Origin of the sequence: Helicobacter pylori (genome assembly GCF_001998165.1) — a bacterium.
In the GTDB taxonomy this organism is placed as follows: Bacteria; Campylobacterota; Campylobacteria; order Campylobacterales; family Helicobacteraceae; genus Helicobacter; species Helicobacter pylori_DL.
The window spans coordinates 26,376-51,672 of sequence record NZ_MTWR01000030.1 but is presented as its reverse complement, the minus strand read 5'-3'; the positions used below and the strand labels follow the sequence as shown (position 1 = coordinate 51,672).

The following is a 25,297-nucleotide window of genomic DNA, read 5'->3' as shown; positions in this document are numbered from 1 at the left end:
AAGCTTTTTATGATTGGGGTTTTTTGAGATTATGGGGGTGGTTTTGGGCACGCATTTATTTTCTAAAATCCACGATTTAACCCGCACAAGCTATAATAACGCTTAAAAAAAGATTAATAAAGGATTATAGAAATGTCAAACACAACCTGGTCGCCCACTTCATGGCATTCTTTTAAGATAGAGCAACACCCCACTTATAAAGATAAGCAAGAATTAGAAAGGGTCAAAAAAGAATTGCACTCCTACCCTCCCTTAGTGTTTGCTGGCGAAGCGAGGAATTTGCAAGAGCGTTTAGCCCAAGTCATTGACAATAAGGCGTTTTTGTTGCAAGGGGGCGATTGCGCGGAGTCGTTTTCTCAATTTAGCGCTAACCGGATTAGGGACATGTTTAAAGTGATGATGCAAATGGCGATTGTCTTAACTTTTGCTGGCTCTATACCAATCGTGAAAGTGGGGCGCATTGCCGGGCAATTTGCCAAGCCTCGCTCTAATGCGACTGAAATACTAGATGATGAAGAAGTGTTGAGTTACAGAGGGGATATTATCAATGGGATTTCCAAAAAAGAAAGAGAGCCAAAGCCTGAAAGAATGCTTAAAGCTTATCATCAAAGCGTAGCGACTTTAAACCTTATCAGAGCCTTTGCCCAAGGCGGGTTAGCGGATTTGGAACAAGTGCATCGTTTCAATTTGGATTTTGTCAAAAACAACGATTTTGGGCAAAAATACCAGCAAATCGCTGATCGGATCACGCAAGCTTTAGGGTTTATGCGAGCGTGTGGGGTGGAGATAGAACGAACGCCTATCCTTAGGGAAGTGGAATTTTACACCAGCCACGAAGCGTTACTGCTCCATTATGAAGAGCCGTTGGTGCGTAAGGATAGTTTGACTAACCAGTTTTATGATTGTTCCGCGCACATGCTATGGATTGGCGAAAGGACAAGAGACCCTAAGGGCGCGCATGTGGAGTTTTTAAGGGGAGTCTGTAACCCTATTGGCGTGAAAATCGGGCCTAATGCGAGCGTGAGCGAAGTGTTAGAATTGTGCGATGTCTTAAACCCGCACAACATTAAGGGGCGTTTGAATTTGATCGTGCGCATGGGTTCTAAGATGATTAAAGAGCGTTTGCCTAAGCTTTTACAAGGGGTGTTGAAAGAAAAACGCCATATTTTATGGAGCATTGATCCCATGCATGGCAACACGGTTAAAACCAGCTTGGGGGTTAAAACAAGGGCTTTTGATAGCGTGTTAGATGAAGTGAAAAGCTTTTTTGAAATCCATAGGGCTGAAGGGAGTTTGGCTTCAGGGGTTCATTTGGAAATGACGGGTGAAAATGTTACAGAATGTATCGGTGGATCGCAAGCGATCACCGAAGAGGGTTTGAGCTACCATTACTACACGCAATGCGATCCAAGACTAAACGCCACTCAAGCCCTAGAACTCGCTTTCTTAATCGCTGACATGCTTAAAAAACAACGATCTTGATTGAAATCAAAATAATAAGAGGCTTTAGTCAAGCGATCGTTTCTTGTAGCGCGTTCTATAGGGGGATTTAGTTGGGGGTTGTAGGGGGGGAGTTATTTCAAAATACCCCAGTTATCCCCTTAAGAGAATGAGTTTTGTGTAAAATAAAGTTTTAAAAATTAAAGGATAATAAGGTTAAATAAGGTTTTGAGTGCCGACATTTGATGAAAACAGAGCCAAATATTAATCTATCTTTAACTCTTTTTCTTTATAATTATTGTAGGCATTTTAATATTCAAAGGAGCTTGAAATGAGAATTTCTCTTTTAGCTGTAATTTTAGCGTTATTGTTTGTGGCTTGCCACGAAACTAAAAAACAAATCTTACAAAACGAAGCCGATAGCACCCCTTCAGAAAAAACCATTTGGCAACCTGAACAAAAATAAAAATTGTAAAAATACTCAAAGGCATTTTTTAAAATAAACACAATCAAAAAGCTAGTGGGTGATAGTTTTTTGTAAAGCGATCTTAGGGTTGTAGGGGGAATGATTTCAAAACATTCCTTATCCCTTATGAAGTTTATTATCAAACGAAGTTTAAAAAACAAGTTTTTAAAAGTGAGAGAATGGCTAAAAAGCTTAAAACTAAAACGGGCGAAATCTAGAGAGCGAAACTACAAACTCTCTAAAACCTTTTGAGCATGCCCTTTCGCTTTGACATTGTAGAAGCATTTTTCTAAAACGCCTTGCGTGTTGATAATGAAAGTGGAGCGGATAATCCCCAAATGCTCTTTCCCATAAAGCATGCGTTTGCCATAAGCTTTGTAAAGATTGGCGGCTTTTTTATCTTCATCGCAGAGCAAAATCACATTCAAAGAGCATTGGCTGATAAATTTTTGATGCGATTGCGCGTTATCAGGGCTTACGCCTACGACAACAGCGTTTTTCTTTTCAAATTCACTAAACAGAGCGCTAAAATCTTTGGCTTCTAGAGTGCATCCTGGGGTGTTGTCTTTAGGGTAGAAATACAGCACCACTTTTTTATGGAGCAAATCTTTTAAAGAAATTTCTACGCCATCGCTGTTTTTCAATCTAAAATCAGGGGCTAATTGCCCTACTTCTAATTTTTCCATTCTTATCCTTTAATAGAGAATGACAGCGACTTTTTGAGGCCCATGCACCCCAAAAACGGTTTTTAATTCAATATCAGCTGTCCGGCTAGGCCCGCCAATAAGGAGCATGTTTGTGGGTAATGCGCCGTTTTGGCCTTGATTTTTTAAAGCTTGCACGCCCTCGCTTAAATTGCGCACAATGGATTCTTTTTTCAATAAAATGATGCAATTAAGGGTGATGAGTGAAAGCAATCGCGGGCTTGCATGCGAAGAAACCGCCCCAATCATGCCCAAGCTTGAAATCCCACAAACCCCATGCAATAAAGCCGTATCAATCTCAAACAACTCTTCACGCATCGCTTCAATTTCTTTATCATAGGGCTGTAAAGTGAAATCCTTAAACGCTTCAAAATTCAAATTCAAATCCGTAGAGTGTAAGACTTTTTTGCTTTGAAAATTTTCTAAAGCCTTTAAAATGGCTTGCTCTAAATTTTCTTTAGCACTTTCAATGACTTCGGCTTTATTCAACACCTGGAAATGCTTGTATTCTTCCACCAAGTCTTCAAACTCCACTTTAATGATATTTCTATAAGCAGGGTTTGCTCCCTGAATGGCATGTTTGGCTCTGGCTTCTTTAATGCGCTTTAAAATAAGCTCTTTACTCATAAATCACCCCTTCTAAGTGTTGGACTTTGGCATGCAAGCTCGTGTCCATATTGGGTAAGGTCCTAACGCTCGCCCACTCTTTGACTAAAGGCAGTATGGGGGCTAAAAGCTTGCCTAAAGGCGAGAAAAATTGAGCCATTTTCAATTGGAAACGCCACTTAGCCCCATCGCTTGCCATTTTGGCAAACATTTTCATAGAGAATTTTTCCATCCCGCTGTGTTGGGTGCTTTTAGCCCCCTTAATTACGCCCCTGCCCTCGCCCACTTTATCCGATCGTAAATCTCTAATGAGTTCGGCTAAAGGGATTTCTACGGGGCATACTTCAGTGCAACGCCCGCAAAGACTGCACAAATTAGGGATATGCCCGTAATTATTCAAGCCAAAGAGTTGGGGGGATACCACCACGCCTATAGGGCCAGGATAAGTAGAAAGATAAGCATGCCCACCGATTTTATCATACACAGGGCAGTGGTTCAAACAAGTCCCGCAACGGATGCATGAAAGAGCGCGGTAATACTTTTCATCAGCCAAAATATTGGAGCGGTTGTTGTCTAATAAAATGATGTGGGCTTCTTTAGGGCCGTCTAAATCGCCCTCTTTTCTAGGACCTGTGATAATGTTTTGATAACATGTGATAGGCACGCCCACCGCACTTGGGGCGAGCAAATTGTTTAAAATCGCTGCATCATCAAAGCTTTCTACTAATTTTTCAATCCCACAAATTGCGACATGCACATCGCATGCGGTGGTGCTCATTCTCCCATTACCCTCATTTTCCACTAACCAAATCGCCCCCTCATTAGCGATAGCGAAATTAACTCCACTAATCCCCATTTTAAAGCTTTCAAATTCTTTGCGCATGTGTTTTCTGGCGATCGCATTAAGCTTTTCAGGCTCTTCTTCATAAGCGGCGTTGAGTTTTTCTTCAAAAATCTTACCGATTTGCTTGCGGTTTTTATGGATAGCCGGCACGACAATATGCACAGGGTGTTCATTGATGAGTTGGATAATCAATTCGCCCAAATCCGTTTCTTGCGCTTGAATGCCCTTTTCTTTCAAGTAATGGTTCAAGCCAATTTCTTCGCTCGCCATGGATTTTTGCTTTAAAATGCGATTGATATTCTTTTCTTTAGCGAGGTTGTAAATGATTTCATTAGCTTCATCGCCGTCTTTAGCGTAATGGATTTTAAAGCCGTTTTGAGTGGCGTTTTTTTCAAACAATTCCAAATATTCATCAAGCCTGGATAAAATTTTAAGCTTGACTTCTTTGCCTAATTCCCTTAAATTTTCCCACTCGCTGTAACGATTTTTAATCAGATTCTTACGATTAGCCCTTAAGGTATCCATTGCAGAACGCAAATTTTCCCTTAATTGCATATCGCCTAATTGGTCGGTGATGATTTCTTCGTATTCCTGGTCGCTATGATATTTTTCCATGATCATTCCTTAAAATAATTCTTTAATGTTAAAGTCCAAGCCTTGAGGCTAAAAAGTCATAAAAATGCATGGGTTTTGTTAGAGAGCCCATTTTTTGCATAGCGGTGCTGATATTCATCAAACACCCCGCATCCGCTGAAACAATCACATCCACATGACGGCTTTCTATGTCTTTAATCTTTTCTTTGACCATAACCGCTGAAATTTCAGGCTCTTTAACCGAAAAAGTCCCCCCAAACCCGCAGCATTCTTCTTCTTTTTCCAATTCAATGAGTTCCACATTTTTAAGCTGTCTGATGAGATTTTTCGCCGAGTCAATCACTTTAGCCACCCTTAAGGCATGGCAATTAGAATGCCATGTGATTTTAAGGGGTTCGCCCTTATCTTCATATTTGACTTGCAATTTTTTATCCAAAAATTCGCTCAATTCATACACCCTAGAGCAAAAATCTTTAACCATGTTAAATTCCGCATGCCCTTCAAACAATTCCAAATAATCATGCCGCATCATCCCTGTGCATGAACCGCTAGGCAAAATAATAGGGTAGTCGTTATTGGAATAAAGCTTGATATTGTATAAAACGACTTTTTTTGTCTCTTCATAATACCCTGAGTTATAGCTTGGCTGGCCGCAACATGTCTGGTCTTTTTTGAAAACCACTTCCAAATTTTCCTTACGGAGTAATTTGATAGCGTTAAGCGATGCGTTGCTGTATATGGCTGCTCCTAGACAAGTAGCAAAGAAATTGACTTTCAAAGAAGACTCCTTAAAATTCTAAATTAAGAGTTTCAAACACAATATAATACTCAAAATTAGTAAGATTGTAACCACAAGTTGATAAACCCACTCGCTCAAATATTGTTACTAAAATAAACCACAAACCCATTAAATTTGACTTAATATTAAATGCTACTTAAAATTAGTTTTTTCTTTTAAGTAAGATAAAGAAATACTTTTAATTATTCAAGGAAAATTTATGGAATTTTATCAAGTCTATGACCCATTAGGCCATATTTGGCTGAGCGCTTTAGTCGCACTTTCGCCTATTGCGCTCTTTTTTATTTCTCTTATTGTCTTTAAACTTAAGGGGTATAGCGCTGGGTTTTTAAGCTTAGCGCTTTCAATCCTTATCGCGTTATTTGTGTATAAAATGCCCGCTCAAATGGTGAGCGCGAGTTTTTTCTATGGCTTTCTTTATGGCTTGTGGCCGATCGCATGGATTGTGATCGCTGCGATTTTTCTTTACAATCTTTCAGTGAAATCCGGGTATTTTGAGATTTTAAAAGAAAGCATTTTAAGCTTGACGCCGGATCATCGCATTTTAGTGATTTTGATCGGGTTTTGTTTTGGCTCGTTTTTAGAAGGAGCGATCGGTTTTGGAGGCCCGGTAGCGATCACAGCGGCGATTTTAGTGGGTCTTGGGCTAAACCCCTTATACGCTGCTGGGTTATGTTTGATCGCTAACACCGCTCCTGTAGCTTTTGGTGCAGTGGGCATCCCTATTACGGCGATGGCTAGCGTGGTGGGTATCCCTGAATTAGAGATTTCTCAAATGGTGGGCAGGGTGTTACCCATTTTTTCCATTGGCATTCCTTTTTTCATCGTGTTTTTAATGGATGGTTTTAGAGGGATTAGAGAGACTTTTCCTGCAGTGGCTGTTACCGGGTTTAGTTTCGCTATCGCACAATTTTTAAGCTCTAATTATCTAGGGCCGCAGCTTCCGGATATTATTTCAGCTTTAGTGTCATTGATTGCTACCACTTTGTTTTTAAAATTCTGGCAGCCCAAGCACATTTTCACCAGCAATGGCAAAGAGCCCACAATCAGCACAGAAAAACACCATATTTGTAAGGTGATCGTGGCGTGGATGCCTTTTGTGTTGCTCACGATTACGATCATCATATGGACGCAACCCTGGTTTAAAGCGCTCTTTAAAGAAGGCGGAGTTTTGGCGTTTTCTAGCTTTGCGTTTGAATTTAATTCTATCAGTCAAAAGATTTTCAAGACCGCTCCCATTGTCACTGAAGCGAAAAGCTTTCCTGTCGTGTTCAAATTCCCTTTGATCCTAACGACAGGCACTTCCATTTTTTTAGCTGCCCTTTTAAGCGTGTTTTTGCTGCGCGTGAAAATCAGCGATGCGATAGGGGTGTTTGGGGCCACTTTAAAAGAAATGCGTTTGCCGATTTTAACCATTGGCGTGGTTTTAGCGTTCGCGTATGTGGCTAATTATAGCGGCATGAGCGCCACGCTCGCTTTAGCGTTAGCGGATACTGGGCATGTTTTCACTTTCTTTTCGCCTGTTGTAGGCTGGCTTGGGGTGTTTTTAACCGGAAGCGATACGAGCTCTAATCTTTTATTTGGCTCTTTGCAAATGCTCATCGCTACACAGCTTGGCTTGCCTGAAGTGCTTTTCTTAGCGGCCAACACTTCAGGGGGCGTTGTGGGTAAAATGATAAGCCCTCAAAGTATCGCTATCGCTTGTGCGGCGGTGGGGTTAGTGGGGAAAGAGAGCGAATTGTTCAGATTTACAGTAAAATACTCTATCGCTTTGGCAATCATTATGGGGATTGTCTTCACTCTTATTGCTTATGTCTTCCCCTTTATTATTCCAGTTACTCCTACTTAATGGAGGGGGTTTAGTGGAGTAAGAGAATATTTTTTAAAGGGATTTTTAGTGTCAGAATTTCATCAAGTTTATGACCCTTTGGGTAATATTTGGCTGAGCGCTCTTGTAGCCTTATTGCCGATTTTATTATTTTTCTTATCTTTAATGGTTTTTAAACTCAAAGGTTATACAGCGGCCTTTTTGAGCGTGGCCTTATCAGCCATTATTGCGGTTTTAGTGTATAAAATGCCTGTTAGCATGGTGGGATCAAGCTTCCTTTATGGCTTCCTTTATGGCCTATGGCCGATCGCTTGGATCATCATTGCGGCGATTTTTTTATACAAACTCAGCGTTAAATCCGGCTATTTTGAAATCTTAAAAGAAAGCGTCCAGTCCATCACTTTAGATCACAGGATTTTAGTGATTTTGATTGGCTTTTGTTTTGGCTCGTTTTTAGAAGGAGCGATCGGCTTTGGAGGGCCTATTGCCATTACCGCAGCGATTTTAGTGGGCTTAGGGTTAAGCCCTTTATATTCTGCCGGGTTATGCCTAATCGCTAACACCGCTCCTGTGGCTTTTGGCGCGGTGGGTATCCCTATAAGCGCTATGGCGAGCGCGGTAGGGGTGCCAGCGATTTTAATTTCAGCCATGACGGGTAAAATCCTCTTTTTTGTGAGCTTGTTAGTGCCGTTTTTCATTGTGTTTTTAATGGATGGCTTTAAAGGGATTAAAGAGACTTTTCCGGCCGTTTTTATCGCGGCTTTTTCTTTCGCTGGCGCACAATTTTTAAGCTCTAATTATTTAGGGCCAGAATTGCCTGGTATTATTTCAGCCCTTGTTTCACTCGTTGCGACAGCGCTCTTTTTGAAATTTTGGCAGCCTAAAGCGATTTTTAGAAGCGACGGCAAAGCCGTCTCATTCACTAAAACTAACCATCATATCTGTAAAATCTATGTCGCTTGGTCTCCTTTTGTGATTTTGGTTTTAGTGATTGTGTTATGGATACAGCCTTTTTTTAAAGCTTTATTTGAAAAAGACGGCTTGTTAGCTTTTTCTAATTTTTATTTTGAATTCAATAACATCAGCAACCACATCTTTAAAAGCCCGCCTTTTGTAGAAGCCAATCAAAGCGTGAGTTTTCCTGTGGTGTTTAAATTTCTCTTAATCAACACGGTTGGCACTTCCATTTTTTTAGCCGCTCTTATTAGCATGCTCGTTTTAAGGGTGCGAGTGAGCGATGCAGTGAGCGTCTTTGGCGAGACTTTAAAAGAAATGCGCTACCCCATTCTCACCATTGGTTTAGTCTTAAGCTTTGCCTATGTGTCTAATTACAGCGGGATTTCTTCCACTCTAGCCTTAGCGCTCACCCATACGGGTTTGGCTTTTACTTTTTTCTCGCCCCTGATCGGGTGGGTAGGCGTGTTTTTAACCGGGAGCGATACGAGCTCTAATCTTTTGTTTGGCTCTTTACAGCAACTCACCGCCCAACGATTGCACCTCCCTGAGATTTTAACCCTAACGGCTAATACCGTGGGTGGCACTTTGGGCAAGATGATAAGCCCTCAAAGCATCGCTATCGCTTGCGCGGCGGTGGGGTTAGCCGGGAAAGAGAGCGATTTGTTCAAATTCACGGTTAAATACTCCCTTATTTTTGTAGCGATCATGGGAGTTGTGATCAGCGCGATTGCGTATTTGATCCCTGAAGTGGTGCCTGCGATAAAGTAGAGCCATTTTAGATTTAGCAGGGTTTAACCCTCAAATAAATTTTTTTGTTTTAAAAAATGCAAGATTTTAAGCGTCATAGAGCTTATGGGTAAGGTCTCTAAGTCTTTAAGGCTATAAAAACGAACAGGGTTTTTTAGATCCTTTATTGCAGCTGAATAGAGGTTTAAATTGAGCTTGAATTTAGTGTGGCTGTGTTTGATGGCGCCTAAAAAGGGGAGTTTGCATTCTAAATTTTCTTTTAAATTAGGGAAATGGTGCATCCCAAAATAGAGTTTTTGCTCTATTTTTTCTAAAGCGATTTGGTTATTTTGGATCACAACGCCTAAATAACGCTCTTCTTGAATGATTGTTTGTTTTTTCTTAAGCGTGTGTTTTTCTAGGTGGTTTTTACCTAAACAATAAGGATTCAAGGGGCAAATCGTGCATTTGGGTTTAGGGGAGCAGATTAAAGCCCCTAGATCAATTAGGGCTTGGTTATGATTAAAGCTTTCATTAGGATTAAGAAAGTCATTCGCCTTAATTTGTAAGTCTTTAGCGTGGATATTAGGATCCAAACCAAAAAGCCTTAAAAGCACGCGCTTGATATTAGCGTCCACGCATGCGCTCTTTTCTCTAAAGCCAAAACACAAGATCGCATTAGCCGTGTATGCGCCAATCCCAGGGAGTTTTAACAGGCTTTGATAGTCATTAGGTAATTGTGAGTTATGTTCTTTCACGCAAATTTCAGCGCTTTTTTTTAAATTTTTAGCCCTTGAATAATAACCAAGCCCTCGCCATAACAATAAAACCTCTTCTAATTGAGCGTTCGCTAAGTCTTTTAAAGTGGGGAAAGCTTCTAAAAAAGGGGAATAAAAACGCTCAACCACCGTGTTGATTTGGGTTTGTTGGCTCATCACTTCGCTGATATAGACTTCATAAGGAGCGTTAATGCCCTTTAAATTCCTAAAAGGTAAATCCTTTCGCCCACATTCTTCATACCATTCTAAAAGGGCGTTGTGTAAAGTTTCCAGCTACAACCACCTGTAAGCGATGAATTTGACCCAAGGCACACACACGCTTAAAAACACGATTAAATACACAAAGCCAAAAATAAACCCTAATTTCCAAAAATCCTTGCTTGGAATATACCCGCTCCCGTAATAAATGGTGGATGGGCCTGTGCCATAGGGGGTTAAAATCCCCATAATCCCTAAAGAAAGCATTAAAAACAAGCTCAATTCTTGCAAATTGACCCCTTGAATATGCGAACCAATCCCTACAAAAAGTGCGAATAACGCGCTCACATGAGCGGTGATGCTAGCGAAAAAATAGTGCGACAGATAGAATAAGGCTACAATAAACAATACCGCTATTAACGGATCCAAGTGAGCATGCTCTAAAAAATTTTGGGCCGCATTGCCAATAAAATTTAAAAAACCCACATTTTTAAGCCCGCCAGCCATCGTGAGTAGCGATCCCAGTAATAAAAAAATATTGAACGCGCTCTTGTTTTTAATGATGTCTTCATAGCTTACGATCTTACAAAACGCCATTAACACCATGGTAATCAAAGCCGTCGCGCTCGCATGCAAGCCTAAAGGTTTGCCAAAAATCCAACCCAGTAAAGCCAATAAAGTGAGGCTCAACATTAAAATTTCTTTTAAAGAAAATCTCCCCATGCTTTCTAATTCTTTTTTAGCCCACAAACTCACTTCTTTTGAGCCTTTTAAGGTGGGTTTGCAGGTTTTATACGCCAATAAAGGCACAAGCAAGATCAAAACCACCCCACAAGGCAAGAACGCTAAAAACCACGAAAACCATGAGATTTCATTCACCCCCATTTTGGTAGCGATTTCCATTGCTAAGGGGTTAGGAGCGAGCGCGGTTAAAAACATGGACGAAGTGATGCAAGTTGAAGCCAAAGCGACCCACATCAAATACGCGCCGATTTTGTTAGGGTTATTACTAGGAGTAGAACCCATTAAAGGCGGGATAGAAGAAACTATGGGATAGAGTATGCCCCCACTTCTAGCGGAATTGCTAGGGATAAAGGGGGCTAGACACAATTCGCTCAAACTGATCGCATAGCCCAAACCTAAAGGGGTTTGCCCTAAAAACCTAATCAGTAAAAGAGCGATCCGTTTCCCTAACAAACTTTTTTCATACCCTAAACCCAAAATAAAAGCGACAAACACAAGCCACACCGTTTTATTCGCATACCCGCTCAAACCCCATGAAATAGCCTTATTAGCGCTCGCTACTCCATCGCTCGCTCCAATTTTTAACGCTATGCACAACACTAACGCGCTCAACGCTATCAAACCTGATGGCACCGGCTCTAAAATTAGCCCTATAATCATGCCCATGAAAATACAAAAATAAAGCCATGCGTTAGGGTTTAACCCATCCGGTGCGCCTAAAAAATACAATAATGCTGCGATAAAAAAAGGGGCAATGATGGTGAGAGTTTGTTTAATCATGTTTAACCTTTAGCCAAAGATAGTAGCAATTTGGCTTAAAAATGCCATTCAAATGGGATTGAGTTATTACAATGTTACCGAAAAAGATTAAAAATTAAGCTTTTTGAAAAAGATAAAACATTATAATGTATGTTTATCTTTGTTGAATTTACTACAAATAGGAGTATTGCATGCAAGAAAATGTGCCTTTGAGTTATGATTATTCCATTAGCAAATTGTTTCTTTATGCGATGATCGCTTTTGGGATAATAGGCATGTTAATAGGGATCGTGTTAGCCTTTGAGTTATCCTTCCCTAGTTTGAACTACATTGCAGGGGAGTATGGCGTTTTTGGCCGCTTACGCCCTTTACACACGAATGCGGTGATCTATGGTTTCACTCTTGGAGGGATTTGGGCGAGTTGGTATTATATCGGTCAAAGGGTACTTAAAATCACTTACCACCAACACCCCTTTTTGAAAATTGTAGGGTTATTGCATTTTTGGCTCTGGATTCTTCTTTTAGTCCTAGGGGTTATTAGCTTGTTTGCTGGTCTTACTCAATCTAAAGAATACGCTGAATTGATGTGGCCTTTAGATATTATTGTGGTTGTGGCATGGGTGCTATGGGGGGTTAATATGTTTGGGAGCATGAGCGTTAGGAGGGAAAATACCATTTATGTGTCTTTATGGTATTACATCGCTACTTATGTGGGTATAGCGGTGATGTATATCTTCAATAACCTTTCTGTCCCCACCTATTTTGTCGCTGATATGGGGAGCGTTTGGCATTCTATTTCTATGTATTCAGGCAGTAATGATGCGCTCATCCAATGGTGGTGGGGGCATAATGCGGTCGCTTTTGTCTTTACGAGTGGGGTGATTGGCACGATTTATTATTTCTTGCCTAAAGAGAGCGGTCAGCCTATATTCTCTTACAAACTCACTTTGTTTTCTTTTTGGAGCTTGATGTTTGTTTATATTTGGGCGGGCGGACACCACTTGATTTATTCCACCGTGCCTGATTGGGTGCAAACCCTTTCTAGCGTGTTTTCAGTGGTGTTGATCTTGCCTTCGTGGGGGACAGCCATTAACATGCTTTTAACGATGCGAGGCCAATGGCACCAGCTCAAAGAAAGCCCTTTGATCAAATTCTTAGTTTTAGCTTCAACTTTCTACATGCTTTCCACTTTAGAAGGCTCTATTCAAGCCATTAAGAGCGTGAATGCGTTGGCCCACTTCACCGATTGGATTATAGGGCATGTGCATGACGGCGTGCTTGGTTGGGTAGGCTTCACTTTGATTGCGAGCATGTATCACATGACGCCTAGGCTTTTCAAAAGAGAGATTTATTCAGGCAGGCTTGTGGATTTCCAATTTTGGATCATGACTTTAGGGATTGTTCTTTACTTTTCGTCCATGTGGATTGCAGGGATCACGCAAGGGATGATGTGGAGAGATGTGGATCAGTATGGGAATCTCACTTACCAGTTCATTGACACGGTTAAGGTGCTAATCCCTTATTACAATATTAGAGGCGTTGGGGGTCTTATGTATTTTATTGGATTTATTATTTTTGCCTACAATATTTTTATGACAATCACGGCAGGCAAAAAATTAGAGCGTGAGCCCAATTACGCCACGCCTATGTCTAGATAAGGGAGGTTGAAGATGTTTAGTTTTTTAGAAAAAAACCCGTTCTTTTTCACTCTTGCGTTTATTTTTGTGTTTGCGATTGCGGGCTTGGTGGAGATTTTGCCTAACTTCTTCAAATCCGCTCGCCCGATTGAAGGCTTACGGCCTTATACGGTTTTAGAAACAGCAGGGAGGCAAATTTATATCCAAGAAGGTTGTTATCATTGCCATTCCCAGCTTATCCGCCCTTTCCAAGCTGAGGTGGATCGATATGGCGCGTATAGTTTGAGCGGGGAATATGCGTATGACAGGCCATTTTTGTGGGGTTCTAAAAGGATTGGCCCTGATTTGCACAGGGTGGGGGATTATCGCACAACCGATTGGCATGAAAAACACATGCTGGATCCTAAAAGCGTTGTGCCGCACAGCATCATGCCCGCCTATAAGCATTTATTCATAAAAAAGAGCGATTTTGACACCGCTTATGCAGAAGCTTTGACGCAAAAAAAGGTTTTTGGCGTGCCTTATGACACCGAAAACGGCGTGAAATTAGGGAGCGTAGAAGAAGCGAAAAAAGCCTATTTAGAAGAAGCGAAAAAAATCACAGCCGACATGAAAGACAAGAGGGTGCTAGACGCCATTCAAAGGGGCGAAGTCTTAGAAATTGTGGCTTTGATCGCTTATTTGAACAGCTTGGGTAATTCCAGGATCAACGCTAATCAAAACGCTAAATAAGGGGTGAATGATGGATTTGGAAAGTTTGAGAGGTTTTGCGTATGCGTTTTTTACCATTCTTTTTACGCTCTTTTTGTACGCTTATATCTTTAGCATGTATAGAAAGCAAAAAAAGGGCATTGTGGATTATGAGCGATACGGGTATTTAGCGTTAAATGACGCTTTAGAAGATGAGTTGATTGAACCACGCCATAAAGAAGTTCATGATAAGGGCATAAAGGAAAGTTGAAATGGATTTTTTAAACGACCATATAAATGTTTTTGGCTTGATTGCAGCACTTGTGATTTTAGTTTTAACCATCTATGAATCCAGTTCGCTCATTAAAGAAATGCGCGACAGCAAATCTCAAGGTGAGCTTGTAGAAAATGGGCATTTGATTGATGGGATAGGGGAGTTTGCCAATAATGTGCCAGTAGGCTGGATCGCAAGCTTTATGTGCACGATTGTGTGGGCTTTTTGGTATTTTTTCTTTGGGTATCCGCTGAATAGCTTTTCTCAAATCGGGCAATACAATGAAGAAGTTAAAGCGCACAACCAAAAATTTGAAGCCAAGTGGAAGCATTTGGGTCAAAAGGAATTGGTGGATATGGGTCAAGGCATCTTTTTAGTCCATTGTTCGCAATGCCATGGCATTACCGCTGAAGGCTTGCATGGGAGCGCTCAAAATCTGGTGCGTTGGGGTAAAGAAGAGGGCATTATGGACACCATTAAGCATGGCTCTAAGGGCATGGATTATCTCGCTGGGGAAATGCCCGCTATGGAATTGGACGAAAAAGACGCTAAAGCGATCGCGAGCTATGTGATGGCAGAACTTTCTAGCATTAAAAAGACGAAAAACCCTCAACTCATTGATAAAGGCAAGGAGCTGTTTGAAAGCATGGGTTGCACAGGCTGTCATGGCAATGATGGTAAGGGCTTGCAAGAAAATCAAGTGTTTGCGGCCGATTTGACCGCTTACGGCACAGAGAATTTTTTAAGAAATATCTTAACGCATGGCAAAAAGGGCAACATAGGGCATATGCCATCATTCAAATATAAAAACTTTAGCGATTTGCAAGTTAAAGCGTTAGCCGAATTTATCCAATCGCTAAAACCCTTAGAAGATTAAAGGAAAAGAGATGAAATTTTTAAACGGATTAGCAGGGAATTTACTGATTGTGGTTATTTTATTGTGTGTGGCCGTTTTTTTTACATTCAAAGCGATCCATATCCAAAAAGAGCAAGCCACCAATTATTACCGCTATAAGGATATTAACGCTTTAGAGACAAAAAACACCCAAAACCGGGCCAATTATGAATTAGTCAATCAAGGGAGTAAAAAATGAAATTCACGACTTTAGAAAAAATCTTAGCCTTAATGGTAGTAGCGACCATTTTAATGACCATTGTTATTTCTTTTGTGCCTAACTTGTTTTTGTTTAGCACATGAGGATCTTATGGCTTGTAATAGCCTTTGTTTGTTGTTTGGGGGCTGATGAGTCCTATGTTTTTAATAACGCTAAAGGGCGTTTGGTAGAAAAAAGCGTTGTGTTTGTGGAGGGCGTTTCTAAAGAGCTTTATCTTAAAACAGGCGTGCGTTTTGCGATTGATATGACGGATTTTGAAAAAAATCCTATCGCTCTAGCGACTAAAAAAGAGCGCCAAAGCTATCAAGAGGGCTTTTTAAAGCAGCTCAAACCCCCTTTTGTGGTATTCTTTTTTTACCATGACGCTCAAAAAATAGAATTGGTGGCTAACCCTAAAGATTTGCTAGACACTGATAAAATCTTTTTTGAAAAAATCGCTCCCTTACTCCCTACAAACCCTAAAGAATACACGCCCCAAAGGATTTCAGCCATGCTTATTAATGGCTATTCGGTCGCAGTAGATGCTTTAGCGGAAAAATATCGTGTGAATATCACGCAAAATTTTAACGCTCCTAAGGGAGTAACTTTTGTAAAGGTGGTTATTTATATTTTATTGTTGACGCTTTTGGGCGCGTTTTTGGGGCTTTATTTTTTTAAAAAATCTTAAGAGGGAAAATCAATGAAAGAAAAAAACTTTTGGCCTTTAGGGATCATGAGCGTGCTTATTTTTGGGCTTGGGATCGTGGTGTTTTTGGTGGTGTTTGCCTTAAAAAATTCGCCTAAAAACGATTTAGTGTATTTCAAAGGGCATAACGAAGTGGATTTAAACTTTAACGCCATGCTTAAAACCTATGAAGATTTTAAAGCTAATTATCGTTTTTTAGTGGGTTTAAAGCCCCTTACTAAAAGCCCTAAAACCCCTATTTTGCCCTATTTTTCTAAAGGCACGCATGGGGATAAAAAACTCCAAGAAAACCTTTTAAATAACGCTTTGATTTTAGAAAAGTCCAACACGCTTTATGCGCGATTGCAACCGCTCAAACCCGATTTAGATTCGCCAAATATTCAAGTGTATTTAGCGTTTTATCCCAGCCAATCACAGCCCAGATTATTAGGAACGCTTGATTGCGCAAACGCATGCGAGCCTTTAAAATTTGATTTGTTAGAGGGCGATAAAGTGGGGCGCTATAAGATCCTTTTTAAATTCACTTTTAAAAACAAAGAAGAATTGATTTTAGAGCAACTGGCTTTTTTTAAGTAGCGCGTTTAAAAAATGCCTTTGGCGTTTTTTATTGGCACTCAATCATTAAAAAGCCTGAATTTTCTATCCAAACGAGTATAATAAGGCTATGGGTTTTTTAAAAGTTTTTAAACATGATGCCTTGGGGCAAGTAGGGAATATTGTTATAGGGAATTTCTTAATAACGCTCACTGTTTTAGCGGTTTGTTTTTCCTCTCAAAGCGCTGAAGAAACGACCATGCTCACCCTAAGCTACACGCTCTTTTTTGTCTTGGGGGCGTTTTTACTGATTGCAATCAGTGTGGGAGCGATCAAAAACCTCAACGCGCTTTTTTCTAAAAGGGGGGTTTTAAGCTTTTCCTTACCCATTAGTTTGGAATCTTTATTGCTCCCTAAAATCTTGCTCCCTATGGTGTTTTTTATCTTCAGTTTGTTCTGGTTTGTAGCGAGCGTTCGTTTGGGCTATTACCTTTTTAACGCGCAATCCAGCGTGCTGTTTATCTTGCACACCGCTTTAAAAACCTTTGCGTTAAAACCCACTAAAACTATAGGCGTTGCGCTGTTTTTAGGGCTTGTTTTAATGAAATTTTTATTTGTTTTGAGCGTTTTAAACGCTGCTAGGATCAAAAAAGCGCGTTTTTTACTAGGAGGGCTGTTATTCATTTTGGTGGGAGTTGTTTTGGAATTAGCGTTCAATTCGTTATTGCCCTTAATGAGCTCTAGTTTAAGCATCAATGAGGGGTTTTATTATTTCTTGCAACAACAAGAATTGCAAGAAAATAAATACTATCTTTTATGGGGGGTGGATTTTTTAAAAATCCTTTTATTGTATGGGGTGATCCGTTACTTGCTTACGCATAAATTAGAATTGGATTAAGAAAAGCGGTATTTTAAATATTCATCAGTGAGCAAGCAATCTTTAGTCTTTAACAAACTGGCATAAAACCCATGCTGATAGCCCAATTCAAAAAGCTTGTCTATGGCGAGAATTTGAATCTCGCTTAAGTGCGTTGAAGTTTCGTTCGCATACAAGCTTAAATAAGTTCGTAAGCGCTCTTTATTGACACGAATGAGCGAGCGCTCTAACAGCATTTCAGAGAGCAAATTTTGGTGTTTTAGCGCGACTTCAACCGCTTTAATTAAAGCCTTTTTAATCAAAATCGCGCGATACAAAGGGATGGATCGCCTAATTGCCATGCCCCCTAAAGGCAAGGGCAAATCCACTTCAATGAGTTCTTTCCAAACATCCCACAATTCTTTTTCCACTTCTAATTCATTATGAAAATCCAAGATACTCTCATGGATCAATACGCCCGCATGCACTTTTTCTTCCAAAACCGCTTTTTCAATGTCTAAAAAATTCATATAAGTGATGCGCGCGTGTTTGTAATAGATCTTAAACAAGAGGGCGTTGGTGGTGTGCTCCCCACTTAATGCGACTCTAAAATCTTTTTTCAATTTCACGCCCTTTTTTTTCACTAATTTAGGCCCATAGCCATTCCCAAAGCTCGTCGCTGTGGGGAGTAAGGCGTAATCGTTCGCAATTTTAGGGTATAGCCCAAAGCTTATCGCGCTCACATCATAAGTGTTTTTTAGGGCTTCTTGGTTTAGGGTTTCAATATCAAGGGCAATGTTTTTGAATGTTTTATTTTTAATGGGGCAATCTATCCAGCCAAACTTAATCGCATAATACATGAAAATATCATCAGCATCAGGGCTATGAGCGACACTAATCAAAGTAAAATCCTTTTGTGATAGGGTAAGTCCTTTTATTATAATAGATTTTAGGCTAGGATTTGATAGAATAAACAAATCAAATTCAATAAGGTGATTTAATGGCAATAGATGAAGACAAACAAAAAGCGATTTCTTTAGCGATCAAACAAATTGATAAGGTTTTTGGTAAGGGGGCGTTGGTGCGCCTTGGGGATAAGCAAGTAGAAAAGATTGACGCTATTTCTACAGGCTCGTTAGGATTGGATTTAGCTTTAGGGATTGGGGGCATTCCAAAGGGCAGGATCATTGAAATTTATGGGCCAGAGTCAAGCGGGAAGACCACTTTAAGTTTGCATATTATTGCAGAATGCCAAAAAAATGGTGGCGTGTGCGCGTTCATTGACGCTGAACATGCCCTAGATGTGCATTATGCTAAGAGGCTGGGCGTGGATACGGAAAATCTACTCGTTTCCCAACCTGATACAGGTGAGCAAGCTTTAGAGATTTTAGAAACGATCACCAGAAGCGGAGGGATTGATTTAGTGGTGGTGGATTCGGTGGCGGCCCTTACGCCTAAAGCAGAGATTGATGGGGATATGGGCGATCAGCATGTGGGCTTGCAAGCAAGGCTTATGAGCCATGCGTTAAGAAAAATCACCGGTGTCTTGCACAAAATGAACACTACTCTCGTTTTTATTAATCAAATCAGGATGAAGATTGGCATGATGGGTTATGGGAGTCCAGAGACCACAACCGGGGGTAATGCCTTAAAATTCTATGCGAGCGTTAGGATTGATATTAGAAGGATTGCGGCTTTAAAACAAAACGAACAGCATATCGGTAACAGGGCTAAAGCCAAAGTCGTTAAAAATAAAGTCGCTCCGCCCTTTAGAGAAGCGGAATTTGACATCATGTTTGGGGAAGGGATTTCTAAAGAGGGCGAAATCATTGATTATGGCGTGAAATTAGACATTGTGGATAAGAGTGGGGCATGGCTTAGTTACCAGGATAAAAAGCTAGGGCAAGGCCGAGAAAACGCTAAAGCCTTACTGAAAGAAGACAAAGCCCTAGCGAATGAAATCACTCTTAAGATTAAAGAGAGCATTGGCTCTAATGAAGAGATCATGCCCTTACCAGATGAGCCTTTAGAAGAAATGGAATAGAAAGGGTTTTGATGCTAACCATTAAAGATATTCATGCTTTAGAAGTGATGGATAGTAGGGGCAATCCTACCATTCAAGCCAGCGTGATTTTAAGCGATAACACTAAAGCGAGCGCGATTGTGCCTAGCGGGGCGAGCACCGGTAAAAGAGAAGCGTTAGAATTAAGGGATAATGACAAAACCCGTTTTTTGGGTAAAGGGGTCTTAAGGGCATGCGAAAATGTCAATAGCGTGATCAAACACCATTTAATAGGGCTTGAAGCGATCAACCAAGCCTTTGTGGATGAGAGGTTAAGGGCTTTAGACGGCACGCCTAATTACGCTAATTTAGGGGCGAACGCTGTTTTGGGCGTTTCTATGGCGTTAGCAAGGGCTAGCGCGAAGGCTTTAAATCTGCCATTATACCGCTATTTAGGGGGGGCTAACGCTCTGACTTTGCCTGTGCCGATGCTCAATATCATCAACGGCGGAACGCATGCGAATAATTCCATAGACTTTCAAGAATACATGATCATGCCTTTAGGGTTTGAGAGTTTTAGAGAAGCCTTAAGAGCGAGCGCGGAAGTCTATCACACGCTTAAAAAACTTTTAGATGGAAAGAATCAGCTCACAAGCGTGGGCGATGAGGGGGGTTTTGCACCTAATTTTAACAACAATGTAGAACCCCTTGAAGTCATTTCTCAAGCCATTGAAAAAGCCGGCTACAAATTAGGCGAAGAAATAGCGCTCGCTTTAGATGTAGCGAGCAGCGAGTTAGTGGATGAAAATTTCAATTACCATTTAAAGGGTGAAAATAAGATTCTAGATTCGCATGAATTAGTGGCTTATTATAAAGAGTTGGTGGCAAAATACCCGATCGTGTCCATTGAAGATGGTTTGAGCGAAGACGATTGGGAGGGGTGGGCGTTTTTGAGCAAGGAATTAGGGCGTCAAATCCAATTAGTGGGCGATGATTTGTTTGTAACGAACGCGAGCATCTTGCAAAAAGGCATTGAAAAAAACATCGCAAACGCCATTTTGATCAAACCCAATCAAATCGGCACCATTAGTGAGACTTTGGAAACCATAAGGTTAGCCAAACACCATGCCTATCAATGCGTGATGAGCCATAGAAGCGGGGAGAGTGAAGACAGCTTTATCGCTGATTTTGCAGTCGCACTCAATACGGGAGAAATCAAAACCGGATCCACCGCAAGGAGCGAAAGGATCGCTAAATACAACCGCCTTTTAGAGATTGAGCATGAATTAAAAGGGGGGATTTATATCGGTAAAGAGTTGTTTAAGCATGGCTAGTGGCCTTTTTGAAAACGATGAAATCAAAGACAACAAAGCGCGAGATTTTTTCTATAGCCATAGCTCCCTGATTGTCTTTTTCCTTTTACTGCTTGGGTTTGGGTATTATTTAGGGAAGTTGCTTTTTGGGGGCTCTTCTTTAGAGGTTTATTTGGATTTAAGAGACAAGCATGAACGCTTGCAACAAGAAATCACCGAATTGCAAAGCAAGAATGTGCGCTTGCAAAAGCGTTTGTTTGAGTTGAAGGAATTACGACCTAGAGATTAGATTTAAGGAATGATCGTGTTAAAAAAGATGATAGGTTTGGTGGTGGTTTTAAGCGTTTTATTGGCTAGAGACAACCCTTTTGAGTCTGAAATCAATTCCAAGAATTTGCAAGGGGGCTTTAATGGGATCTATGATAGTTATTTTAAAGAAATCCATGTGGATTTGCCCACGAGCGCTAGGATTTTAAAACAAATCACGCTCACTTACCAGGATATTGATGGCTCTATCCATTCTAAAGTCGTGGGCATTGATAAGAGCATTGATTGGCATTACCCCTTAAAGCTCTCCCAACACACCCTTAATCAAGCCGCCTTTGAAAAACGCTACCAGATCCAAGATTTTGATTTTTCCATGGCAAACAACACGATGATTTTGCGCTCCCCTTATAAAATTTTGCGCTCTTTTGTGCTGGTCAATCCTTATAGAATCGTGTTAGACACGCAAAAAGGCCCTTTGGATATTTATCAAAACATGGATTTAAACCAGAAGTTTTTTTCTCACATTAAAGTCGGTACACACAAAGATTATTACCGCATCACGCTCATTTTAGATGGGAAATACCGCTATCTTTTGGAAGAAAAAAACGGGGCGTATGAATTAAAATTGAAATAAAAGCATGCAGCATTTAGTCTTAATCGGTTTTATGGGGAGCGGTAAAAGCTCTTTAGCGCAAGAATTGGGGCTGGCTTTGAAATTGGAAGTGTTGGATACGGATATGATCATTAGCGAGAGGGTGGGCCTGAGCGTGAGGGAGATTTTTGAAGAGCTTGGCGAAGACAATTTCAGGATGTTTGAAAAAAATTTGATTGATGAATTAAAAACGCTCAAAACCCCCCATATCATTTCTACCGGTGGGGGCATTGTGATGCATGATAACCTTAAGGGTTTAGGCACAACTTTTTACCTCAAAATGGATTTTGAGACCTTGATTAAGCGTTTGAATCAAAAAGAAAGGGAAAAACGCCCCCTTTTGAATAACCTCACTCAAGCCAAAGAGCTTTTTGAAAAACGCCAAGCCCTCTATGAAAAAAACGCCTCCTTTATCATTGATGCAAGGGGTGGTTTAAATAATTCTTTAAAACAAGTGCTACAATTCATCGCATAAATTTTTTTTAAAGGCCTTTTGATGTTAAGTAGAGACATTGTCCAATATTCCAAGATCCGCACCGAGTTATACGCTTATCTTACCTATTTGTTTTCGCACAATATCCGCAACCATCTCCCTGAAATCACTTTGGATTATCTGATCAAACAAATCAGTAAAATGCAAGCTGAAATCAAAATGGCAAAAAGTTTTTTTGTGTTAGACGCTAAGGGCATGTTAGCTCTTAAGCCAAGCCAATTTAAAGAGCAGGGGCATAAGGAAGGGATATTAGAGCATGATTTAACAGAAGGGATTGAATTAGAATCGCATGCCAGTTTTAGCGATAAATATTATTTTTATCAAGCCGTGAGTGAAAAGCGTTGCATTTTAACGGACCCCTATCCTTCTAAAAAAGGAAACCATTTAGTAGTGAGCGCATCTTACCCGGTGTATGATCAAAATAACGATTTGGCGTTTGTGGTGTGCTTGCAAATCCCTTTGAGGGTGGCGATTGAAATCAGCTCGCCTTCAAAGTATTTCAGGACCTTTAGCGAAGGGAGCATGGTCATGTATTTTATGATTTCTATCATGCTCACTTTAGTGTCGTTGCTCTTATTTGTGAAATGCATTTCTAGCTTTTGGACAGCGATTGTCAATTTTAGCAGTTTTGACATTAAAGAAGTGTTCCACCCCATTGTACTTTTAACCCTAGCCTTAGCCACCTTTGATCTAGTCAAGGCGATTTTTGAAGAGGAAGTTTTGGGTAAAAATAGCGGGGACAACCACCATGCGATCCACCGCACGATGATCAGGTTTTTAGGCTCTATCATTATCGCATTAGCCATTGAAGCGTTAATGTTAGTGTTTAAATTCAGCGTGAGCGAACCGGATAAAATCACTTATGCGGTGTATTTGGCTGTTGGTGTGGCGGTGCTTTTGATCAGTTTAGCGATTTATGTTAAATTCGCCTATAGCGTGTTGCCCAAACGAGAACGCTAAGAGTTAAAAAATTTTTCTTTTAAGCGTTTGAAAATCCTATTCAATCTAAAAAAGACATATTCTAAAAGGGTTTTTGGGTTGAGTAGGGGGGCAAGAAATTCAAAGGTTTTTTGTTTGTCTTTAAGGCTTAAACATTCTGTCATTTGTTTAAGGAATTTCACGGAATACTCAGCGTAAAAAGGGGTTTTTAAAAGAGTCTCATGCCATTCTTTAGAATATGAAAAAGTAGGTAAAACCCAAGGTTTCCCTGTAAAATAAAAATGCAGCATGACAATTTCTTTTTTGTTAGGGATGAAGCGTTTTTGATTGGCCATGAAAGGGTGGGCGTTATAAATATAAGGTAAGATCAAAACTTTTTGATAGCATGCGAGCGTTAGAAGATCCTGTTCAGGGTAAAACACGCATTGGCCTTTTTGATGGGCTAAATCCAATAAGCGTTCTTCTAAATGATCGGCGCGCCACAGCTTTAAATTCACGACTAAAAACCCGGCGTTATAATTGCTTTCATAGATGATTTGCATATCGCTTTCATTAAGGTAATGCTCATAAAGGGAAAAAGCTTTACGAGGGTCTTTTTCTCGCGCTATTTGAAAATGTTTAGGGCTTTTATCGGAAGCAAAATCTTTAGCCGCTCCAAAATAATAGCCATCTAGTGGGATGAAAAAGCTCTCGCTCACATCGTTTAAAAACAAAGTGTCTGCATCAAACATGATAATTTTGTCGTATTGTGGGAATAAAGAAGCCAAAAACAAGCGGCACATGACCATTTTAGAAAAGCGAGTCTTAGCGTAAATATTGAGTTGCAAAAAAGCTTTGTTGATTTTATCAATTACAGAGGGTTCTACTGAAGGGGTGCAAAGATTGGGGTTTGAAATGTCTAAAAAATCCACACTCGCAAAAGCGCTAAAGGGGGCTAGAGTTTCTTTTAGTTTGCGCTGGTTTTCAAGGCTTAAGTTATCCACCAAGCAGTGGATTTTATAAAAAAGTTTTTTATCATGGTGTTCTGTTTTAGCGCAAGCTAGCATGGAATACAAGCTCACGCCAGCCGGAATGGCATAATGATTATCAAAAGCGATGACAATAGGAATAGTAATGTTCATTTTAAGTGGTTTCCCTAAAATAGGTTTTTAATTAAATTTAATCTAAAAGTTGAATTTATTTTTTGACAATATTATACTATAATAACCAATTAGATTGGGGTTTTACTGATTTTCTTTGTGTGAGCTTTGGCTTAGTTTTGTAAGGAATGAGATGATAAAGAGTTGGACTAAAAAGTGGTTTTTGATTTTATTTTTAATGGCAAGTTGTTTTGGTCATTTGGTGGCTACAACCGGTGAGAAATACTTTAAGATGGCCAATCAAGCCTTTAAGAGAGGGGATTACCATAAAGCGGTGGCTTTTTATAAGAGGAGCTGTAATTTGAGGGTGGGGGTTGGTTGCACGAGTTTAGGCTCTATGTATGAAGATGGCGATGGCGTGGATCAGAGTATTCCAAAAGCCGTTTTTTATTACAGAAGAGGGTGTAATTTAAGGAATTATCTCGCTTGTGCGAGTTTAGGCTCTATGTATGAAGATGGCGATGGCGTTCAAAAAGACCTTCCAAAGGCTATCTATTATTATAGGAGAGGGTGCCACTTAAAAGGTGGGGTGAGCTGCGGTAGTTTAGGTTTTATGTATTTTAATGGCACGGGCGTTAAGCAAAATTATGCCAAAGCCCTTTCTCTTTCTAAATACGCTTGCAGTTTGAATTACGGCATTAGTTGTAACTTTGTAGGGTATATGTATAGGAACGCCAAAGGTGTGGAGAAGGATTTGAAAAAAGCCCTTGCGAATTTTAAAAGAGGGTGCCATTTAAAAGATGGGGCGAGCTGTGTGAGTTTGGGATACATGTATGAAGTCGGTATGGATGTCAAGCAAAATGGAGAGCAAGCCTTGAATCTTTATAAAAAGGGTTGTTATTTAAAAAGGGGGAGCGGTTGTCATAATGTGGCGGTGATGTATTACACCGGTAAGGGCGCTCCAAAGGATTTGGATAAAGCCATTTCGTATTATAAGAAAGGGTGCACTTTAGGCTTTAGTGGTAGTTGTAAAGTGTTAGAAGAAGTGATTGGCAAGAAGTCTGATAATTTGCAAGATGACGCGCAAAACGACACGCAAGACGATACGCAATAAGCTAAAGTTTAGGGCTAATCGTTAAAACTCATCTTATAGGAATCTTTCACCTCTCCTATCATCAAATAGGGATTAATCTTCTCTATTGATGGGTATTGAGATTAAAAATCTAAAATTTTAGGATTGGGAACTGCTTTTATTGAGTCATTTTTGCCTTTAGCGTTCTTTAAAGATTAAATAGTAAGGGCTTGATTTTAACAAGT

Annotated in this window: 27 protein-coding genes; 19 read left to right on the top strand and 8 right to left on the bottom strand. The window is 40.2% G+C overall.

What is annotated here, in order from left to right:
* Window positions 1-132 precede the first annotated feature (132 nt).
* Both BZK24_RS04355 and BZK24_RS09805 read left to right on the top strand, forming a co-directional pair.
* On the top strand, window positions 133-1,482 hold the full coding sequence (locus BZK24_RS04355) for a class II 3-deoxy-7-phosphoheptulonate synthase (protein ID WP_077656693.1): 1,350 nt from the start codon (window positions 133-135) through the stop codon (window positions 1,480-1,482).
* A gap of 289 nt (window positions 1,483-1,771) precedes the next feature.
* A complete protein-coding gene (locus tag BZK24_RS09805; protein ID WP_001222899.1) occupies window positions 1,772-1,906 on the top strand; it encodes an HP0135 family lipoprotein in 135 nt (44 codons plus the stop codon).
* A 227-nt stretch (window positions 1,907-2,133) separates the two neighbouring features.
* Here the strand turns inward: BZK24_RS09805 and BZK24_RS04345 are convergent, their stop codons facing one another.
* The 4 genes from BZK24_RS04345 to BZK24_RS04330 are packed head-to-tail and all read right to left on the bottom strand — an operon-like array spanning window position 2,134 to window position 5,432.
* The gene (locus BZK24_RS04345) at window positions 2,134-2,592 is read right to left on the bottom strand and encodes a peroxiredoxin (RefSeq protein ID WP_000412952.1); all 459 of its coding nucleotides are present in this window, start codon (window positions 2,590-2,592) and stop codon (window positions 2,134-2,136) included.
* A gap of 9 nt (window positions 2,593-2,601) precedes the next feature.
* The gene (locus tag BZK24_RS04340) at window positions 2,602-3,237 is read right to left on the bottom strand and encodes a LutC/YkgG family protein (protein ID WP_000032032.1); all 636 of its coding nucleotides are present in this window, start codon (window positions 3,235-3,237) and stop codon (window positions 2,602-2,604) included.
* Window positions 3,230-4,675: a LutB/LldF family L-lactate oxidation iron-sulfur protein gene (locus BZK24_RS04335; RefSeq protein ID WP_077656692.1), complete on the bottom strand. Its 1,446-nt coding sequence runs from the start codon at window positions 4,673-4,675 to the stop codon at window positions 3,230-3,232. Before BZK24_RS04335 ends, BZK24_RS04340 begins: the two co-directional genes overlap by 8 nt.
* Window positions 4,676-4,703: 28 nt before the next feature.
* Window positions 4,704-5,432 (bottom strand): (Fe-S)-binding protein, encoded by a 729-nt coding sequence (locus tag BZK24_RS04330; protein ID WP_000867254.1) that lies wholly within the window; start codon window positions 5,430-5,432, stop codon window positions 4,704-4,706.
* 220 nt (window positions 5,433-5,652) lie between these two features.
* Between BZK24_RS04330 and BZK24_RS04325 the strand changes: the two genes are divergently transcribed.
* Window positions 5,653-7,302, top strand: a complete 1,650-nt coding sequence (locus tag BZK24_RS04325; protein WP_000397996.1) for an L-lactate permease — start codon at window positions 5,653-5,655, stop codon at window positions 7,300-7,302.
* Window positions 7,303-7,350: 48 nt separating this feature from the next.
* Window positions 7,351-9,006 (top strand): L-lactate permease, encoded by a 1,656-nt coding sequence (locus tag BZK24_RS04320; protein WP_077656691.1) that lies wholly within the window; start codon window positions 7,351-7,353, stop codon window positions 9,004-9,006.
* Between the two features lie 23 nt (window positions 9,007-9,029).
* Here BZK24_RS04320 and BZK24_RS04315 read toward each other — a convergent pair whose 3' ends face one another.
* Both BZK24_RS04315 and BZK24_RS04310 read right to left on the bottom strand, forming a co-directional pair.
* Window positions 9,030-10,016, bottom strand: a complete 987-nt coding sequence (locus BZK24_RS04315; protein WP_077656690.1) for an adenine-specific DNA glycosylase — start codon at window positions 10,014-10,016, stop codon at window positions 9,030-9,032.
* Complete coding sequence (locus tag BZK24_RS04310) at window positions 10,017-11,465, bottom strand: DASS family sodium-coupled anion symporter (protein ID WP_077656689.1); 1,449 nt, start codon at window positions 11,463-11,465, stop codon at window positions 10,017-10,019. It lies immediately after the preceding gene.
* A gap of 170 nt (window positions 11,466-11,635) precedes the next feature.
* Between BZK24_RS04310 and ccoN the strand changes: the two genes are divergently transcribed.
* The 8 genes from ccoN to BZK24_RS04270 all read left to right on the top strand — a co-directional run bounded on the left by ccoN (window position 11,636) and on the right by BZK24_RS04270 (window position 17,277).
* Window positions 11,636-13,102: a cytochrome-c oxidase, cbb3-type subunit I gene (gene ccoN, locus BZK24_RS04305; protein WP_077656688.1), complete on the top strand. Its 1,467-nt coding sequence runs from the start codon at window positions 11,636-11,638 to the stop codon at window positions 13,100-13,102.
* 12 nt (window positions 13,103-13,114) lie between these two features.
* The gene (ccoO, locus tag BZK24_RS04300) at window positions 13,115-13,813 is read left to right on the top strand and encodes a cytochrome-c oxidase, cbb3-type subunit II (protein WP_000490795.1); all 699 of its coding nucleotides are present in this window, start codon (window positions 13,115-13,117) and stop codon (window positions 13,811-13,813) included.
* 10 nt (window positions 13,814-13,823) lie between these two features.
* Window positions 13,824-14,042 carry a cytochrome c oxidase, cbb3-type, CcoQ subunit gene (locus tag BZK24_RS04295; RefSeq protein ID WP_001876875.1) on the top strand — a complete coding sequence of 73 codons (219 nt, stop codon included), beginning with the start codon at window positions 13,824-13,826 and terminating at the stop codon, window positions 14,040-14,042.
* Between the two features lies 1 nt (window position 14,043).
* Window positions 14,044-14,922: a cytochrome-c oxidase, cbb3-type subunit III gene (ccoP, locus tag BZK24_RS04290; protein ID WP_077656687.1), complete on the top strand. Its 879-nt coding sequence runs from the start codon at window positions 14,044-14,046 to the stop codon at window positions 14,920-14,922.
* 10 nt (window positions 14,923-14,932) lie between these two features.
* Window positions 14,933-15,139, top strand: a complete 207-nt coding sequence (locus BZK24_RS04285) for a DUF4006 family protein (RefSeq protein ID WP_000670499.1) — start codon at window positions 14,933-14,935, stop codon at window positions 15,137-15,139.
* A gap of 100 nt (window positions 15,140-15,239) precedes the next feature.
* Window positions 15,240-15,827, top strand: coding sequence for a hypothetical protein (locus tag BZK24_RS04280; protein ID WP_077656686.1), 588 nt, complete (start codon window positions 15,240-15,242; stop codon window positions 15,825-15,827).
* 12 nt (window positions 15,828-15,839) lie between these two features.
* Window positions 15,840-16,421, top strand: coding sequence for a hypothetical protein (locus BZK24_RS04275; protein WP_077656685.1), 582 nt, complete (start codon window positions 15,840-15,842; stop codon window positions 16,419-16,421).
* 88 nt (window positions 16,422-16,509) lie between these two features.
* Entirely contained in the window at window positions 16,510-17,277 is a 768-nt protein-coding gene (locus BZK24_RS04270; protein WP_077656684.1) for a hypothetical protein, read from the top strand.
* On the opposite strand, the gene BZK24_RS04265 is transcribed toward BZK24_RS04270, so the two are convergent.
* Complete coding sequence (locus BZK24_RS04265; protein ID WP_077656683.1) at window positions 17,274-18,137, bottom strand: menaquinone biosynthesis family protein; 864 nt, start codon at window positions 18,135-18,137, stop codon at window positions 17,274-17,276. The genes BZK24_RS04270 and BZK24_RS04265 overlap by 4 nt on opposite strands.
* Before the next feature lie 98 nt (window positions 18,138-18,235).
* Here BZK24_RS04265 and recA point away from each other — a divergent pair, with 98 nt between their 5' ends.
* The 6 genes from recA to BZK24_RS04235 are packed head-to-tail and all read left to right on the top strand — an operon-like array spanning window position 18,236 to window position 22,922.
* Window positions 18,236-19,279 (top strand): recombinase RecA, encoded by a 1,044-nt coding sequence (recA, locus tag BZK24_RS04260; RefSeq protein WP_077656682.1) that lies wholly within the window; start codon window positions 18,236-18,238, stop codon window positions 19,277-19,279.
* An 11-nt stretch (window positions 19,280-19,290) separates the two neighbouring features.
* Window positions 19,291-20,571, top strand: a complete 1,281-nt coding sequence (gene eno, locus BZK24_RS04255; protein WP_077656681.1) for a phosphopyruvate hydratase — start codon at window positions 19,291-19,293, stop codon at window positions 20,569-20,571.
* Window positions 20,564-20,839, top strand: coding sequence for a hypothetical protein (locus BZK24_RS04250; protein ID WP_000146211.1), 276 nt, complete (start codon window positions 20,564-20,566; stop codon window positions 20,837-20,839). Before eno ends, BZK24_RS04250 begins: the two co-directional genes overlap by 8 nt.
* 15 nt (window positions 20,840-20,854) lie before the next feature.
* A complete protein-coding gene (locus BZK24_RS04245) occupies window positions 20,855-21,451 on the top strand; it encodes an AMIN domain-containing protein (protein ID WP_171972396.1) in 597 nt (198 codons plus the stop codon).
* A gap of 4 nt (window positions 21,452-21,455) precedes the next feature.
* Window positions 21,456-21,944: a shikimate kinase gene (locus BZK24_RS04240; RefSeq protein ID WP_001164274.1), complete on the top strand. Its 489-nt coding sequence runs from the start codon at window positions 21,456-21,458 to the stop codon at window positions 21,942-21,944.
* Window positions 21,945-21,965: 21 nt separating this feature from the next.
* The gene (locus BZK24_RS04235) at window positions 21,966-22,922 is read left to right on the top strand and encodes a PDC sensor domain-containing protein (protein WP_077656679.1); all 957 of its coding nucleotides are present in this window, start codon (window positions 21,966-21,968) and stop codon (window positions 22,920-22,922) included.
* On the opposite strand, the gene rfaJ is transcribed toward BZK24_RS04235, so the two are convergent.
* Window positions 22,919-24,022: an HP0159 family lipopolysaccharide 1,6-glucosyltransferase gene (gene rfaJ, locus BZK24_RS04230; protein ID WP_077656678.1), complete on the bottom strand. Its 1,104-nt coding sequence runs from the start codon at window positions 24,020-24,022 to the stop codon at window positions 22,919-22,921. The two genes, BZK24_RS04235 and rfaJ, sit on opposite strands and share 4 nt — an antisense overlap.
* 151 nt (window positions 24,023-24,173) lie before the next feature.
* Between rfaJ and hcpD the strand changes: the two genes are divergently transcribed.
* Window positions 24,174-25,094, top strand: a complete 921-nt coding sequence (gene hcpD / locus BZK24_RS04225) for a Sel1-like repeat protein HcpD (protein WP_077656677.1) — start codon at window positions 24,174-24,176, stop codon at window positions 25,092-25,094.
* Window positions 25,095-25,297 lie beyond the last annotated feature (203 nt).